The 17,697-nt window shown below is 39.2% G+C and carries 12 protein-coding genes and 1 pseudogene; 6 read left to right on the top strand and 7 right to left on the bottom strand.

Annotation, left to right across the window (positions count from 1 at the left end):
* Positions 1–133 precede the first annotated feature (133 nt).
* From ACFO6W_RS22095 to ACFO6W_RS22085, 3 genes are all read right to left on the bottom strand, one after another.
* Positions 134–760, bottom strand: coding sequence for a hypothetical protein (locus ACFO6W_RS22095; protein WP_380000555.1), 627 nt, complete (start codon positions 758–760; stop codon positions 134–136).
* Positions 761–824: 64 nt separating this feature from the next.
* Positions 825–1,337 (bottom strand): hypothetical protein, encoded by a 513-nt coding sequence (locus tag ACFO6W_RS22090; protein ID WP_380000553.1) that lies wholly within the window; start codon positions 1,335–1,337, stop codon positions 825–827.
* A complete protein-coding gene (locus ACFO6W_RS22085; protein WP_380000551.1) occupies positions 1,295–2,161 on the bottom strand; it encodes a hypothetical protein in 867 nt (288 codons plus the stop codon). Before ACFO6W_RS22085 ends, ACFO6W_RS22090 begins: the two co-directional genes overlap by 43 nt.
* 682 nt (positions 2,162–2,843) lie before the next feature.
* Here ACFO6W_RS22085 and cas13b point away from each other — a divergent pair.
* Together cas13b and ACFO6W_RS22075 are read left to right on the top strand one after the other, a co-directional pair.
* Positions 2,844–6,244, top strand: a pseudogene (gene cas13b / locus ACFO6W_RS22080) (type VI-B CRISPR-associated RNA-guided ribonuclease Cas13b).
* Positions 6,245–7,056: 812 nt separating this feature from the next.
* Entirely contained in the window at positions 7,057–7,221 is a 165-nt protein-coding gene (locus ACFO6W_RS22075) for a hypothetical protein (RefSeq protein WP_380000549.1), read from the top strand.
* Positions 7,222–7,650: 429 nt separating this feature from the next.
* Here the strand turns inward: ACFO6W_RS22075 and ACFO6W_RS22070 are convergent, their stop codons facing one another.
* Complete coding sequence (locus ACFO6W_RS22070) at positions 7,651–8,829, bottom strand: tyrosine-type recombinase/integrase (RefSeq protein WP_380000547.1); 1,179 nt, start codon at positions 8,827–8,829, stop codon at positions 7,651–7,653.
* Between the two features lie 814 nt (positions 8,830–9,643).
* Here ACFO6W_RS22070 and ACFO6W_RS22065 point away from each other — a divergent pair.
* Positions 9,644–10,804 (top strand): hypothetical protein, encoded by a 1,161-nt coding sequence (locus tag ACFO6W_RS22065; RefSeq protein WP_380000545.1) that lies wholly within the window; start codon positions 9,644–9,646, stop codon positions 10,802–10,804.
* Positions 10,805–10,870: 66 nt separating this feature from the next.
* Here the strand turns inward: ACFO6W_RS22065 and purN are convergent, their stop codons facing one another.
* Positions 10,871–11,470 (bottom strand): phosphoribosylglycinamide formyltransferase, encoded by a 600-nt coding sequence (gene purN / locus ACFO6W_RS22060; protein WP_380000543.1) that lies wholly within the window; start codon positions 11,468–11,470, stop codon positions 10,871–10,873.
* Positions 11,471–11,624: 154 nt separating this feature from the next.
* Here purN and ACFO6W_RS22055 point away from each other — a divergent pair, with 154 nt between their 5' ends.
* Genes ACFO6W_RS22055 through rnc form a run of 3 tightly spaced genes read left to right on the top strand, consistent with a single transcriptional unit; the run spans position 11,625 to position 13,982 of the window.
* Positions 11,625–11,861: an acyl carrier protein gene (locus tag ACFO6W_RS22055; protein ID WP_006798850.1), complete on the top strand. Its 237-nt coding sequence runs from the start codon at positions 11,625–11,627 to the stop codon at positions 11,859–11,861.
* A gap of 21 nt (positions 11,862–11,882) precedes the next feature.
* Positions 11,883–13,145, top strand: coding sequence for a beta-ketoacyl-ACP synthase II (gene fabF, locus ACFO6W_RS22050; protein WP_380000541.1), 1,263 nt, complete (start codon positions 11,883–11,885; stop codon positions 13,143–13,145).
* Between the two features lie 9 nt (positions 13,146–13,154).
* The gene (gene rnc, locus ACFO6W_RS22045; RefSeq protein WP_380000539.1) at positions 13,155–13,982 is read left to right on the top strand and encodes a ribonuclease III; all 828 of its coding nucleotides are present in this window, start codon (positions 13,155–13,157) and stop codon (positions 13,980–13,982) included.
* Between the two features lie 71 nt (positions 13,983–14,053).
* On the opposite strand, the gene ACFO6W_RS22040 is transcribed toward rnc, so the two are convergent.
* Both ACFO6W_RS22040 and ACFO6W_RS22035 read right to left on the bottom strand, forming a co-directional pair.
* On the bottom strand, positions 14,054–16,054 hold the full coding sequence (locus ACFO6W_RS22040; RefSeq protein WP_380000537.1) for a hypothetical protein: 2,001 nt from the start codon (positions 16,052–16,054) through the stop codon (positions 14,054–14,056).
* Between the two features lie 503 nt (positions 16,055–16,557).
* On the bottom strand, positions 16,558–17,529 hold the full coding sequence (locus ACFO6W_RS22035; protein ID WP_380000535.1) for a hypothetical protein: 972 nt from the start codon (positions 17,527–17,529) through the stop codon (positions 16,558–16,560).
* Positions 17,530–17,697 lie beyond the last annotated feature (168 nt).

Raw genomic sequence — 17,697 nt, 5'->3', positions numbered from 1 at the left:
GGAAGCTTTATTGGAATGATAATACTTCCGTATTTGAGTTATTAGTCGCTGCCGCAGACGGAAGCCTGGGAAGCCTCACCTTTTTTATGAAGTCTCAATAATCGCATGAAGACACCGGCACAGAGATAGTCTTTCATTTCGGCGAATTTATGCCGTTAAATTGTGCCTGCTTTATTGCCCAAGCCATAATATTGGCAAACAAGCGGGCGTTCTCCACATCCCCGCCTGACCAGCTTGTTTTGGTGACAGGCCTGTTGTTACTATCAATTGTTAGCGGATAGGTGGTGGCCGTACCGGTAGTAGAGCCTGTCCCCCCGTTGAGGTTTGCAAAGATACCGCCGTCCCCGATGAATACCAGATTGTAAAACTTATGTTTGAATATCGTCGGCTTACCGCCCGAATCCCTGGCATATACCACAAGGTCTTCCTCCGGCAATCCGGTTATGCTGATGGTTCCGCCTGCATCGTTTCCAAAGAACCGGCCCCTGATATCGCCGAAAGGGCCGTTCAGTATCTCATCGTTCATAAAGCCAAGCTGCATCCTCAATGTGCCTATCAGGGCGCTTCCCGATACAGTGATGCCGGGATACAGGGCTTCAAAGAAAGATTTCGCCATATAATCCCTTTCCAATACCAGTATAAGCACGCCGCCCTTGTTCAGGTAATCGACCATATAACCTGCAATCGCCGCCCTGTTGCCTGCATCCGCGATAGCCAGGTCGAACCCGGTAAGCACAATCTCGGGTTTCTCGTCGAACATGGCTTTAACCCGGACAGGGTTATAAGCAGCCCCACCCATCAGTTCACCATCCAGTATTGAGTGGTTAAAGGTCTGGGTAGGATGGACTGTATTTTACAATCTTCACAGTACTGTTATCATTTGTCCCGAAGTTTACATCCGCATCCACCAGTTTCCGTGTGCCCTGGGGCGTACTGTCTAATACCTGCATGATATATCCCGCCGTGTTGTTATACCAGCCCCATCCGTAAGTCTTTTTTACCGGATAGGCAACCGGTACGCTTACATAACATGTTGCCACACTGATCGCGCTGTTGGAGGTAATGGTCATTTTCTTGGTATCCACCGAAGTAGGCTTTCCGCTTCCCCTCAGTATGATTTCTTTTTCTCCGCCTGCCTTGTCTGCGGCTGTAACCAGCGTCGGAACCGATGCAAAACCGATTCCGTCCACTATGTTGGTTTCCAGATAGACAGTCGACCCTTCTACGAACGGATCGCCCGGGAGTATTTTAATCCACACGGAAATATAATTACCGGCAGGGTTCAATGCCTGGTTCAGTTGATATACGCCATGCACGGTTGTCCTGCCGCAATCCATCTCATAGTTCGGCTTTTTAGAGTAATCCTCCACAATGATATTCTTTGTACAGGCCGTGCCATCTGTAATACCAGCGGCTTGCCGTTCATTGTAACAGCCAGCTCGTCGCCCGGATTTCCGGCAGGGGTATACCAGAACGGCGTTCCGCTACCGGGAATAGTAAGGGTATATACGCCTTTTTCCATAAACATACCCGATGCGATAAAGAAATAGCCGTTTGTTTTAGTATGGTCGCCCGCATAGGCCGGGGTAACATGAATGGTATATGCCCCGGGCTTGGTAATCTCCAGCTTTATGGTTATGTAACTGGAAGCGTCCAAGGGTACAACAGCGCTGCCTGGCGGGGTCTGTGGATACTGGTCGGGGGACTTATAATGCCCGGCTATATTAATTCCGTCGCAATCCACTATATGCCCGACGGCATTTCCTATCTTCTGCTGGAAACAGTTCCACTGTTCCCCGTCCCACTGATTCAGACCCAGGCAAAGTTCTTTTTCATCGTTTTCGGTCAGGTTATAAACGATCATTCCCGTATGGGTCTTATTCAGGGCGATTTTGTTGCTTATATAATTTGAGTTAGCGCCGGAAGCGGGATCTTCCGGATTATTCAGGAACATCGGGTAAAGCTGCTTCTTTTCGGAGAGGTTGACCCTGGGCAGTATCAGCCCCCTGTATGAATTATGGCCGGCATCCGTTACGTTTTCTTTTTCTTTCAGATGAAGTACGGCTCCTTCAGCAGGCTCTTCTCCTGAACCAATCGTTACCTGGGCTTGTGACAGATGCATGAAAAAGCAGCCCAGCAATACTAAAAATAATCTTATCATTGATTTCATAGGAACTGTTCGTTCGGTTTATACATTCGGTTTTATATGCCGGACATACTGTGCAACTCATTCAGGAAGGATGACATGTACCTTTTACGGCTCGGCTTACAGTTCTAACCGTTTCATATATTGTAATTTTAACAACCATCCGGTTTATTTGTTTATGAGAACCGGATATTTTATTTGTGATGGCATGTTCACCATAATTTTGCGAATAAGTCCTGTCCGGCACAAACATAATCTCTGGCCTTTATTGAGAAGAGGGGGCTCATCGAATGTATACGATCAGGCAATTATTTCGCATGGAATAATTTAATTTTATATTGATTATCATTAAGAAAAAAAAGCATTTTGCTGAGAGTATGATGCTGAAATTACCGGATATTATAAAGCAGATAAAATATAAGTTTGAAGTAAATAAATTAACTCCTTATGTACAAGAGCGGTTAATGTCTTCTCAGATTGTTTAGGTACAAGTTGAAATATCCACCTTTATATCCCGTTAAAATTATTTTAAAAAGCGAGAATAATCAGACTGACTGCTACAGCCTTGTTTGAAAGGCCTGCAATATATTTTCCGACTGAAAAATAAGGGACTGTCCAACTATGACTTGATGATTATTACATTAAATACATTTTATGAAAATAAAATTCTTTATTTTTAACCTCAAAAAATGAATTTATGGAATCTGGAAAAAGATACTATGATCACACACTGGTAGCCGATAAACATTTTTTCGGGGGATATTTCAATCTGGCCCAAAACAATATCGATTTAATTTTTGATTCTTATAAAGAACGGTTTAATGAAAATGGTAAAACTGAAAATGTAATAGATAAACTTAAAAATATCAAACTATCCGATTCAGAATTTAAGCTGAAAGTTGAGTATTTAAGCCGCTTTTTCCCGTTTATAAACTACCTGGACAAAACGAACAGGGAAGATTTTGGAGAAAAGCTAAAATTGTTGGTGAAAAATATAAATGACCTTAGAAATTTTTATACGCATTATTATCAGGAGCCATTGTGTTTTGATGAAAATTTTTATACCACTTTAGACCATATATTTCTAAAAACGGTAAAGGATGTCCGGAAAAACAGGCTTAAAACGGATGAATCAAAGCTTTTGTTGAAAACAAGGTTAAAAGATGAATTGGAAACTCTTTTCAAAATCCAAAAAAAGAAATTATTAGAAGAGAAAGCTAAAGGCAGGAACGTTTTTCTCGATGAGGAAAGCATTCGTAATAATATTTACAACCAGGCTTTTCATCACTTAATTTATAAAAACAGGGATACAGAGGAAGAAAGTATTGATAGATATTACAGGTCAAAACCTGTCTCGGAAGAATCATTTGCGGAAAACAATATTGCAATCAGCCGGAACGGACTAATATTTCTTTTAAGTTTATTCTTAACAAAAAAGGAAAACGAGAATTTAAGGGCACAGATAAAAGGATTTAAGGCTAAGATAACAAGTGCAGACGGGGAAGGCTATCCTAACCTGAAATATAACAGCCTTAAGAACATGGTTACTCACTGGGTGTTCTCACACCTATCATTTAAAGGACTGAAAAACCAGCTTAGCAGCACATATAACAAAGAGACCCTGCTTATACAAATAGCAGATGAATTGAGTAAGGTTCCCGATGCCGTATATAATGCCTTACCAAAAGAATTGCAGGAAACCTTCGTTGAAGATATTAACGAATACATTAAGGAAGGAAACGAAACATACCAGTCAGATGAACTGACCGTTATCCATCCTGTTATAAGAAAAAGATACGAAAATAAATTTAACTATTTTGCATTAAGGTACCTGGATGAGTTTGTGAAGTTTCCTTCACTACGATTCCAAATATATCTGGGAAATTATATCCATGACAGGAGGCAAAAGGAAATTGGCGGGACACCGTATTATACGGAACGCATCGTTAAGGATAAAATAAATGTTTTCGCCCGGTTATCGGAAGTTAGTAAGCTGAAAGGCGACTATTTTCATGGAACAGCGAAAGAACCTGCCGGATGGGAAGTATTCCCTAATCCATCGTATAATATCGAGGGGGGGAATATTATGGTTTATTTGAGTATTGATAAGAACTTAAAAAGCCGGATTGAAAAATACAGGAATATCCGGAATAAAAATGAAAAGCGGAAAAGCAACAGGGAAAACAGGATCGCTAAATACGAAATAACAAGGAAAATAGGGGGAAAAAGCATTGTCAATTACGACGAACCCGTTGCCGTTCTTTCCCTGAACGAACTACCGGCTTTACTATATGAATTGCTTATAAAGAAAGCTGCCCCGGAAGACATAGAAAAACGTATACATGAACACGTAGAGGAACAGTTCAGTAAACTGGAAAATTACAAACAGGGAGACCGCTTGCCGGTTTCCCAGATCCCCCAAAAACTGCTGAAAAGTTCGGATACAAGTTCCATAGATACGGATATGCTGATATCCGAAATTGAAAAAGAGATTGAGATAACCAGGAAAAAGATAAATCTGATAAAGAATAACAGAGCCGAAACAAAGAAAACAGAGAAGGGCAGAAGTATTCGCAAGTTTATATTTAACAACAAAGAGCGGGGCGAAGAAGCTACATGGATAGCCTATGACCTGGTTCGCTATATGCCTGCCGATATTCGCAAAGGATGGAAAGGTTACCAGCATAGCCAGTTGCAACAATCATTATCGTTTTATGATACCCGGCCAAATGAAGCGCTAGGCCTGTTGGAAGCAGTGTGGGATTTTAATAATAGCGCTTATCTTTGGAATGTGGGGATAAAGGAAGCCTTCAAGAAAAAAGATTTTGATTGTTTCTTCGAAAAATATTTAGATTTCAGGTCGGATATTTATAACAATATCAAAACCTCAATAATAAGCAGTGGTGAAAATAAAAAGGTACTAAATAAAGCGTTGAAGCAATACAATGTCAAGAATTTGTTTTCGGCACGAGACTTTCATATCGATGCAACCCAAGAACAAAAAGAGAAGTTATTGGCAAAACCAATTGTTTTATCAAGGGGGATATTCGATAAGAAACCGACTTATATAAAAGGGGTGAATATACACGATAATCCTGAATTGTTTGCCGACTGGTATCAGTATGCGAACAATACAGGACATAGTTTTCAGCGTTTTTACGATTACGGTCGCGATTATAAAGAACTATTCAAACAAGACCAGCTTAACAGGAAAAAGAACGTAAAAAGTCAATAGAAAAATTAAAAACCGAGAATGATCTATATATAAAAAAGCTGAAAATACAGGATTTATTTTTAAAATATATTGCAGAGCAGCTTTATGAAGAAGTTTTTGAGCACAAGGTTGGGTTAGTCCTTAAAGACTTTTATTTAACCAGGGAAGAAAGGTTGGAACAGATAAGACAGGCATCCGGACAGAACCGGCGCGAGAAAGGCGATGCCTCGGAAAACATAATAAAGGAAAACTTTATTTGGAATATGACTGTCCCATATAAGCATGGACAAATACAAGAACCTGCGGTAAAGCTAAAAGATATAGGGAAATTCAAACGATTGATAGCAGATTCTAAAGTTCAATGTATATTGCAATACGATCCTGACAGGAGCTGGAATAAGCTGGAACTGGAAAAGGAACTGGAATCATACGAGAATATAAGAAGGGACATATTACTTAAGAATATACAATCGCTGGAATGTAATATTTTACAACATATGGGTTTTGACGGAGTAAACCATATAAGGGAATTGGAACAGGATGGATTTCCGAACTTCAAATGTTATGTGGCAAACGGTTTGTTGAAAAACTCTGCGGATGTCGCCGATTCAGATATAAAATGGTTGTTAGGGAAGTTTGACGGATCATTTGAGTCAGAGTTGACACTTAACGAGCTGAAAGAAAAACCGGAAGTCTTACAAAAAGGATTTATGCTTGTATATATAAGGAATAAGATAGCACATAACCAAATGCTGAAAGCGGGACTCTATGATTATTTACTCGATATATGCCAGGAAAAACGACTGGATGATGAAACATATTGTGATACAATACTGAGATGTACAGGGAAAATAATCGTTGACTTAACGGAAGATTTCAGGTGAAAGATAAATACAACATCCGAAAAGCGTAATATGAACAAGCCGTTGTAGATATTCTTAGTTTGAAAGGTAGATACAACAGACTGAAGATAATAGACGTAATCCTCTGCGTTGTAGATACTCTTAGTTTGAAAGGTAGATACAACTTATTCCGGATGGGTTTGGGTTCCACTGTCGTTGTAGATACTCTTAGTTTGAAAGGTAGATACAACCAAACAAGAAAGTGGGATGTATCGCTTCTGGTTGTAGATACTCTTAGTTTGAAAGGTAGATACAACTGAACTTAACCATGTAACCAGTGATGGTGGTTGTAGATACTCTTAGTTTGAAAGGTAGATACAACCAATTCCGATACGTGATGTACAGCACTTTAGTTGTAGACACTCTTAGTTTGAAAGGTAGATACAACTAATGTTGTTCCACTCAGGGCCGATGTCGAGTTGTAGATACTCTTAGTTTGAAAGGTAAATACAACGATACCATTGAAAAAAAAGGACAATGAATCTTGTCCTTTTTTATTGAAATTAAATCAGATCTTAAGAATAACCTATGCTGTTGAAAACGTATTAATATAGTAATATCTAATATGACATTACTTTTGTTGCCGTTCTGTAATATCAGGATAATTATCATAACATTTTTTTTCGCTTTCCTTTCTCTTATTTTTTTATGCTTATAAGTGGCTGTTGCACAACTCACATTTTGCTACAAATTAAAATAAAATGGAGTTTTTTACATTCATAACAGGTTGATTTTCAATATATATTTTTTCATGAACAATGTCTGTTTTCATAAAATATTAAATTTGTTTAGTTGTGCAACAGACACATAAGGTTATAGATAAAGATGCGGGAGCATCCATGTATTGTTTCGAAGCTGGTCACATTATCGGAATTAACGGTTTCTCTTTTCATAAGCATACTTTTATCAATCTTAACGGTAATATCCATCATTTTTCCTTCGAATTGTTGGGTGAATAAGAAGTCGAATTAATGGATAGCCTTATAAGCAGGGGGCTTAAAGGTCTGGTATATAGCTTCTATCAATACAAAGGTACGCCCAAGAAATATAAAGCTATCCTCGAAAACATGCTCAAGAGCTTATGTAAATAAGCCAGTATTGTCTCAAGGAGGTTCTAAATATAGAGGTTGGATTTACTGGTATCAATTGTATATATGTTGTTCTGAAATAACTGGACACTTGATAATTTTCTTATGTTTTTCTTCAGTCTGTTTTTATCAGCTTGAGTGTTGTGTATTATTTAACTTCTCCGGAAATTTGGTGGAGAATCTGGAGAAGTGCAAATTTGGGAAAAATCCCAAATTCTTATACCAGACTACAGATAAGAAAATATGAATAAATAGTACGAAAGGAATTGCTCTTAGTAAATAGTGTTTTGGGTTTAGTCCCTAGTCCGTCAGCCCGTCCAGCTTACTGACTGCTTCCCGCTTATTCTTATCTATTACTTTCGCATATATCTGCGTCGTCTTCATATCGGCATGCCCCAATAGCTTACTCACTGTCTCGATAGGAACGCCCAGGGACAGCAAAAGGGTTGCGTTTGTGTGCCTGGCAACATGGAATGTCACGCGCTTCTTTATCCCTGCCGCCAGTACCCAGCTTTTAAGCGCCTGGTTTGTAAAGCCGCTGGATGATAACGGGTAGATAATATCTTCCCCCATAGCGGTTCCCCTCTCCGGCAGGAATTTCAAAGCTTCGTCAGATACCTGTAAGTATTCCTTTTTCTTCGTCTTCTGCTGGGTAAAGCAGATCTGCTTCCTGCCTTCATGGTCGGTCTGGATATCGTCCCATCTCAGGGCCTTGACATCAGAGAAGCGCAATCCGCTGAAACAACTGAACAGGAAGGCTGACTTTACCAGTGGTTTGATACATTCGGTCTTTACCAGTGCCCTGATCTCTTCCAGCCCTAAGTATTCCCTGTCGCTTTCCGGACGTTTGGGACGCTCGAAGCGGGTCAGCTTCTTCATCGGGTTGTCGGGAATAATACCGTCCTGTACTGCACAGTTCAATACAATGGATAAGGCGCGGCTGTAACCGTAACGGCTACCTTTGGATAACAGACAACCTTTGGCGCTTGCCGGAATGCCCCTGCGGCTGGAGAGGTTCTCCGCTGTCAGCAGGTATTCGCTAAAACCGCAGCAATACTCCCTGGTGACAGACTTGAAGCTTAGCCCGTCACCCTTATAAAGGATCAGGTGCTTTATAAGGCTCCGGTAAGTATCGCATACCGCTGTCTTGCCCTCTGCTTCTTTGCGTTCTGTCAATGCCTGTAAATACCTGATGAAATTCGCCTTTTGTTTCAGTCCCATATTGACAAAGCCGTTTTCCTTGCTGGACAACTCATCTATTCGCTGAGCCTTGATACGGACGGCCTTGTCGAGCATACGGCGGTTCAGTTCCTTGTCTTCGGGTGTCCTTTCGGGTACAAGGTATAGTTTGGGGAACTCGTACAAGCGTTTGCCGTTCCTGTAGATATCGAAGTAAATGGACTGGCTGCCGCCGGAGAGTTGTTTGAAGCGGATCTTTACCGGTTCCTTTGCTTTGGGTTGTTTCCTGCTGTTTGTCATAAGGATCAATATTAAGTTAAAAACTAAAAATCAAGAAAGAAAAACTAAAAAAAATAAAATTAAAAATTAAACCGGGGGCAAGGTACAAACAAGGAACGACATGGCAAAAGAAAATAAGGATTAATTACCTTTTGATATATGTGTTTTTAAATAATTAGTAATCAGATGTTATATAAATACAAGAAACATAATAATTTACGAAAAACAAATAAAGTAACAATTATAAAAATCCATAAGTAACAAACAGGTAACAAATAACAGATAAAAAAGGATTATGCAAATGAAAAATAGAAATCTATTTTTGCTCTTGTTAACTAATTTAAATATCTGTATATAAGTGTATTTAGTTTCATTCATACCACTTTTATTTTCATTTTCTTTCTTGATGAATTTTGGTGATAACTTTTAAGGTAACAAAGGTAACAGTATTTACAGTCATCAGTTAACAGTCATCAGTCAACAACTCGTAAGATGTAGAACTTTGCGCCTTTGCGTCTTTGCGTGAAACAAAACAAAACGCCAGCCAACTTGTAACTCGTAACTGCCCGAAGGGCGCAAAAATAACATTCGCCGAAGCGAAGGCGAGGCAAACTTGTAACTGCTTTAATCAATATTTCAAAGAACTATCAGCTAACAGCTAAAGGCTACCGGCTCTTATTCTATAGATAAACTTCTTCAAAAAGATTAAATTTCATGCGTTTGCCCTAAAATTTTGTAAGAGCAAAATATCTTTCAATAAAAACTTGTATATTTGCTACGTATATAGTAACGTGGGTTATTGTATCGAATACATAAATTGCATAAAGAGACACAAATGAGTACAAGCAAATATATAATAATACTAATATCCCTGCTGCTTTTTCCTTTGCTTGCAGACGCCCAGATATACAGGGCTCCTACAAAAAATGAGGCAGAGCAGATAGGTAAAAAAATATATATTATCAGTACAGGAGATACCACGCGAGTAGTAAACAGAACTGGCGGCGGACTGACAGATAAATACTCAAAATTCCTGTTCCGAAAAAACCAAAGCGCAGAAGTTGATTCCATCTTTGGAGAAACAGATCCGACATACAGTGGTTTAGAGGAAGCCGCTTTAGATGTAGATAAATTACTACGTGAAATAGAAGCAGAAAAGAGGATTAATAACGAAAGAAATGATGCGCTGGGCTTCCGGCTCGCCAGAGACTACCGAAACCTGAAAAAGAAAGAACAGACAGCTATAAATATAGCGGACAGCCTGATAAAAAAAGATGCCTCTATCGAGGAATTAACGAATATGTACATTGGATTTAACGGAAAGCCTACCTATTATATCAATGGGCTGGAAGTACCGTTTTCGGTAACGAATCAATTATATCCGTCAGAAGTGATAAAACGTGAGATGCGGGTTACCGACACAGCATCGGGAAATCCTTTTGGGGAAATCTGGTATCTCGTATCGGAGAAAACACTGAACAGGCTAAAGATCCCGGTTGACCTGACTACTGATTATCTGTTCAATAATAATGTAGCTACTACGGCGACCTCTGTCCCTGTGAACAGTGCGGCTGAAGCAAAGAAAAAAACGCCAAAGACGCCGGACCCCGTCATAAGAAGAGAGATTACAGCCGATGGCAAGCAGATAGACCGTGTGGTAAAAACAGAAGAAGCTGATATACCTGAAGAGAAAAGTACGGCTGCGTCGGCCACCCGGGTTATTTCCAGAACCGTAAATGATGAAAAAGTAGGAACAGACGAAAACGCTACCTATATAATAAACAGACCGGGCATTAAACGGATAACCAATCCACCTCAGTCCACCATAAGGCAACAGCATTATAACAGCAGTAGTGTGACAACTAACAATGCGGCAAACAAAGACGAACCGGCTAAAGTTGAAGAAAAGAAACAGGAGGATAATACACCGAAAACTATCCCGAGAAAATCAGTCCGGAGAATAAAAGAAAAGCTTCAGAACCAGTATAAGGATTAATTAAGGCTGCAGGCCTGTTTATTATCCAGGGAAATAAAACTGCTTGCTGACGGCTGGCATAAGTTATTATTCGAAACCAAAATCATCAGATTCTGCCCGGCGCTTATTTAACAATTTATCTATAATCACAGGAAAGTATGTGTACTCCAGCGCATGCACTTTTTTTGCGACATCTTCGTAGCTGTCGGTTGCAGAAACAGGGCATTTAGCCTGGAAGATAACAGCCCCTTCGTCGTAATTCTCATTTACATAATGTATCGTGATACCCGACTCTGCATCACCCGATTCAACCACCGCTTTATGCACATTATCCCCATACATCCCTTTCCCGCCAAATTTAGGCAATAAGGCCGGATGTATATTAATTATTTTATCAGGATATGCACGCAGGAGATTTTCAGGAATTTTCAGTAAAAAGCCGGCTAATACAATAAAATCTATCCCTTTTTGCAACAGGCATTCCAGTACCTTGCCTGTGTGGTAAAAGTCGCTCCTGGAATATGTAACAGACTCTACTCCCAGGTTTTTAGCCCGTTGATGGACATACGCATCCTCTTTGTTCGAAACAATGAGTTGAATGTTTACATCCTCATTATTTGCAAAATATTTTATTATATTTTCGGCATTAGAACCTGAACCCGAAGCGAAAATTGCGATTTTAGTCATTAAGTATAATTTAAGATGCCTGCACACAAACAAAAAAAATGTGCAATTTTAACTATTTTATCCACAAAATATTTGTTTCATATGTATAAAAAACTGTTACTTTGCACCGACAAAATTAGAAATAAAAATTAATTATTAATCAAAACTAGAAATTATGTCAGAAGTAGCATCAAAAGTGAAAGCAATTATTGTTGATAAGTTAGGTGTAGAAGAATCTGAAGTAACAGATACTGCTAGCTTTACAAACGACCTAGGAGCTGACTCACTTGACACAGTAGAATTAATCATGGAATTTGAAAAAGAATTCGGCATTTCTATTCCAGATGATCAAACTGAAAAAATCGCTACAGTAGGAGATGCAGTCTCTTACATTGAAGCAAATGCAAAATAATTTTTTTTCCAATATTTACTTATGGAATTAAAAAGAGTAGTAGTAACAGGTCTAGGCTCGGTATCTCCTCTTGGCAACGATGTAGCCACTACATGGAACAATGCCATCAACGGGGTGAGTGGGGCTGGACCTATTACTCATTTTGACGCGTCAAAATTTAAAACACAATTCGCTTGCGAAGTTAAAGGATATGATCCTTCTGTCTATCTGGACAGGAAAGAAATGCGCAAATGCGATAGATATACATTACTGGCTATAGGTGCTTCCGAAGAAGCTATCGCAGACTCAAAACTTGATTTTTCAAAAGAGAACTGCGATCGTATAGGTGTAATCTTCTCCGCTGGCATTGGTGGTATAAAGACTTTCGAAGAAGAAGTCAGTTATTATGCGAAAAATGAAGAAAACGGACCGAAATTCAATCCTTTCTTTATCCCTAAGATGATTTCGGATATCGCAGCGGGACTTATTTCGATTCGTCATGGTCTGCGCGGTCCCAACTACGGAACCGTTTCGGCCTGTGCTTCATCTACTCATAGCGCTATAAACTCTTTCGACATTATCCGTATGGGTAAGGCTGATGTTATTGTAGTGGGCGGTGCGGAAGCAGCCATTACAGCCGCCGGTGTCGGAGGTTTTAACGCCATGACCGCATTATCCACACGCAACGATTCGCCTGAAACAGCATCACGTCCATTTAGCGCCAGCCGCGACGGATTTATCATGGGAGAAGGTGCTGCATGTCTTATTTTCGAAGAACTGGAACATGCACTTGCCCGTGGAGCTAAAATCTATGCTGAAGTCGTTGGAGGAGGTATGTCTGCGGATGCCTACCACTTAACAGCCTCTCACCCGGAAGGGTTAGGTGCTAAGTTAGTAATGAGAAATGCTTTGCAGGATGCGAATATGAACCCTACTGATATGGATTATATCAATGTGCACGGAACGTCTACTCCGGTAGGTGACCCGTCCGAGATAAAAGCTATTAAAGAAGTATTCGGTGAGCATGCATATAATCTGAACATCAGTTCTACAAAATCAATGACCGGCCACTTATTGGGTGCAGCAGGGGCATTAGAAGCCATGTTCTGTGTATTGGCGGTTCAGAACGACATCGTTCCTCCGACCATAAACTTTGCAGAGGGTGACGAAGATCCTGAAATAGATTATAAACTGAACCTTACATTCAACAAGGCTCAAAAGAGAACTGTTAATGTAGCACTTTCCAACACATTTGGTTTTGGCGGACATAATGCATGTGTGATAGTCAAAAAGTTTAAGAAATAGGAAAACAACGTGCTTAAAAAGATATATCGAGGTATAAGGCTTCTTCCTAAAAGAGGGAAGGAGCCTTATGTATCTTTTTGCAAAATACTTGGTTTCTATCCGTATAACATAACATTATACGAACAGGCCTTACTGCATAAGTCATCATCCATTAAGCTGAAAGACGGCAGATGGATCAACAACGAGCGTCTCGAATTCCTCGGTGATGCCATACTGGATGCAATTGTAGCCGATATTGTGTTCAAAGAATTCGAATACAAGAAAGAAGGTTTCCTTACCAATATGCGGTCGAAAATCGTCCAACGCGAAACATTAAACAGATTAGCTCTGGAGATTGGCATAGATAAGCTCATCAAAACATCTACACGCAACACCACGCCAAATACCCATATGTATGGCAATGCTCTGGAAGCATTGATTGGCGCTATATATCTGGATCAGGGCTACAGAGCCGCTAAACGGTTTGTATTCGAACGCCTGATACAGGAGCACCTGAATATAGAATCGGTAGCCGAACTGGAGGCCAATTATAAATCCAGACTGATAGAATGGAGCCAGAAGCAAAAAATATCGGTAAGTTTCGATCTCATCGACAGCTTTGTCAACGAAAATAATACTCCTATATTTAAAACAGCAGTAATAATTATGGGAGAACAAGCGGGGCTCGGAACAGGCTATTCAAAAAAAGAATCGCAACAGAAAGCTGCAAAAGAAGCCTATAACAAACTACAACGCAGTACCACTTTCCGCAATCATATATTTGAATTATATGAACAGCAGCAACAGTTGCAAAACGAAAAGTACGTAAACACTTCTGAAAAAAGAGAAGACGAATAATTTTATATTTTAAGATAAAAGAAAGCCACTTCATTTTATGAAGTGGCTTTCTTTGTAGACTGTACAGCATCTTATTTCACTGTATTGATACCATTAAATTCAGCCTGTTTTATAGCCCAGGCCATTATATTGCCAAATAATATTGAATTATATACTGTCTGATTTACATTTCCCATCGCCGATTCTCCATAATCGATACGGGGTATAGGCTGCATGGAGGAATTTATAGTGAATGGACAAATACCTTTATCTGCATATGTATTACCATAGTATGGCCCCAGATTAGAATTGAATCCGCCATCGCCTACCCAGAAAAGATTCAGGGTCTTATGCCTGAACATCGTCACCCCTGGAAGAATATTGCTACCTGTGGCATTCAACCGGCTACCTCCGCTATATGTATATATATCGCCTGCGGGCAGCCCCTGTATAACATATGTCTGTGAAGCATCTTCTCCCCATAGTTTTCCTCTGGCATCGCCAAACGGCCCGTTCAATATTTCATCATTTACGGAACTCAACGGATAAACAGCACTTCTTGCATTCTTCATGCCTCCTGTGATGTTAGGATCAGCGAAAATGTTGCGAAAGAGGGCCTCCGCACTCACAGCATTGCTTGTATAGTATTCTGTGAACATAACCAGTACACCGCCTTTATTCAGATATTCTGTAAGTTGTTGTATCGTATTTGCATTAAAAGATACGAAAAAGCCCAGTACAACAATATCCGGATTCTTAGCCAGCTCGGTACTAAGCGCTGTTGCATTTATATAACCCGCACCGTCGATATTGCCCTGGGTCTCACCTTTTATATAGCTGTAAGAAAAAGGCTTCTCCACTTTCACCGTACTACTTTCCAATGAGCCGAAGTTTATATCGGCATTCATCACCGCCAGTGATGCCGAGTTTTGAATATAATATCCATAATTCGTATTATAATAACCGATTCCCAATATCTTTTTTGGCGTATAGCACATATATACAGTCGCTTTACATGTCGCAACAGTCTTTTTACTATTAGAAGTGATAGTAAAGACCTTGTCATTCATACTATCCGGTATTCCATAACCCAACAATTTTACCGGCTGACTGGTATTATCCAGTATTCCTTCGGCTCTGAAATAAATACCATCCACAGTATTGGTCTCTATTATATAGCTTGCCCCCAGCGCTTCCGCATCGACAGTTAACACCATATCCATATAGTGTGCGTCAGGATCGAGAGGTACATCTATTTTATAAACCCCTCTAACCTTCGTCTTGCTACAATCCATTGTATAAAAGGGTTTCTTCGATGAATCTTCCACCTTGACATATAACGGATCACATGAAGATAAAGGCTTCCCGTTGAAAACGATCTTCATCAGATCCCCCTCACTGCCAATTCCGGCTGAGGGTGTATAATTAATTGGCGTGCCGGCTCCGGGTATAGTAATAAAGTAGTATCCAGTAGTCATGAATATACCTGATACAGTAAAGTAATAGCCGTTAGCCGGGTCTGGCATAACTGTAATCGTGTAAGCCCCCGCCTTTGTTACAAGCAAAGGAATAGTTACATAATTGGATGAGTTTAAAGATACCTTGTTCTGATATTGACCGTAAAACTTTAGTGAATCACAATTGGTTATAGTAGCTATGGCATTACCCATTTTCTCCTGGAAACAGTTCCATTTTTCCCCATCCCACTGATTTAGCCCCAGGCATAACTCTTTTTCATCATCTGCCGTTAAGTTATATACAATGAGACCTGTATGGGCTATTTTTTCCGAAGCATACCCCGGATCTGTATCGTCCGGATTATAGGCAGGATTATCATAATTTGAAGGGCTGTAACCTGATTCCCTTACGAAGGGGTATAACTGATACTTCCTTTCCAGATTTACTCTGGGCAGGAGTAAACCTCCCTTGTCAACAGTCGGACCTCCGGTTTTATCCATTTTCTCTTTTATATCCAATAGTGCGGCTTTCTCCGGCGGGAGATTTGATCCGATCGTAACCTGAGCTTTCAGTCCGTAAATAGGCAATAACATGAACAGCAGACTGTACAGCCAGCAGATTTTATGTAGTCTCATAAATTAAAATTGATAAATAATTATTCTATAGTTTTGATTATTACATTATTGTTTCATAAAAAGAAATTTAGCCAGCAATAGTTCTGCACGACGGTATACTGCAATGGACCTTCACAGGCATGTAAAAGAGCAGATATAAGAAGACAAACAATGCTAATGCAAAACTATTGTTGTCTAAATTCCTCTTACTTATTTCATCATATATTTTATAAAACAAATTTTAAAGAACCACAAAACATGAAGTATTAATACTTCAGATATACAAGATTAGGTCCAGAGAGACCTGCTTTTGAAATACAATGCATGCTGTCTTTATATGTACTATTTATAGAAATAGCACTTGTCTTCATATTTGTCTTTATTATAATCTTATTTAATGGTAAAATTAAATATTCACCATTTATATCATCAGCACAAAACTGAGAATAAGACATTTGAATTTGTCAATAAAAGAGGCCTAAAAATTCCCACCCCCTAGAAACTGACAATATCTTTTTCCTTGGTTAAAGCGTCAGATCCTCAATATTTTTAACAAACTCATTTTGTTTATTAAAAAAATCGGAACGTTGGATTTCATTACTTTGAGATATCAACGTCGAATACTTTAATAATGAATCGATCCACATCTTATGTCTTCTCGAAACCTCTGTATTATAGATAGTGATCGGGTCCGTATAGGTCCAGAACTGGGTACCGGTCTCATTATCATGCCTGAACCAGATGCTGTTTGAGCTAATGTTTAAAGTAGAGCAATACAAGTCGGTTTTTACTCCATTCTCATCAAACCCTTTTCTTGTATCATTTTCAAGTTTACTTATTACTTTATATAAGTCTTCCTGCAATAAGAGCAACTCTTCTTTTGTTATCAGTCTCCGCCTGTAAAAATATATTATTTCTTTAACGGTAGACAGGATAAAACTAGGACATAATATAGCTGTAACCTGATTTACCTTAGTTGCCGCATATCTGTATCTTTTATGTACAGTTGAAATTTGGACAGGAGGAGAAAATTCCGATAAATAAAAATTGAGAGGAACCTCCTGTGTTTTATGAATCCATTTGTAATAATAAAATTTCGAAAGATTCTCATACAACATATAATAAGGAAAAGGCAGCTGATTTGCGGTAAAGAATATCTCCGACTCTTTACTTTTTTGCATCTTTTTGTATATTTCAGCTGCAACATCCACTATTTCCGAATACATATCCAGGGGATCTTCCGATTTTGGGACAGGTAAGTCAAAAAAGGCCCTGTTTTTCTGTTCCTGTCCGGCTATTTCATCCAGAGAAAGGCCCAGTCTCAAGGATATTGCAATAACCTCTTCAAAAGTGAAAGGAATTTCGTTTCTTATACGCCGATACGCCGATTCTCTACTAAGATTCAATAAATCCATTAAAAAGGAAACAAGCTTTTCGCCTTCAGGCAAAGAGTTGTTGATTGACGTAACAAGCATTTGGTTTATTACAGTTTTCATAAAAAAAAGAAGACACCAGGTGGTATAGTTATTAATAAATATTTGTGTGTTTGCATTTAATAACAATGCACTTTTGCTATAAACAAAAATAGACGATCTAATTTCATTACCTAAGCATATTTAAGTCAAAATTACTACATTATCTACATATTTATGAAATAAAACAAC

This window comes from Dysgonomonas termitidis, assembly GCF_042654545.1.
Taxonomy (GTDB): Bacteria; Bacteroidota; Bacteroidia; order Bacteroidales; family Dysgonomonadaceae; genus Dysgonomonas; species Dysgonomonas termitidis.
The sequence above is the reverse complement of the archived record's forward strand: the minus strand, read 5'-3'. Positions and strand labels throughout refer to the sequence as shown.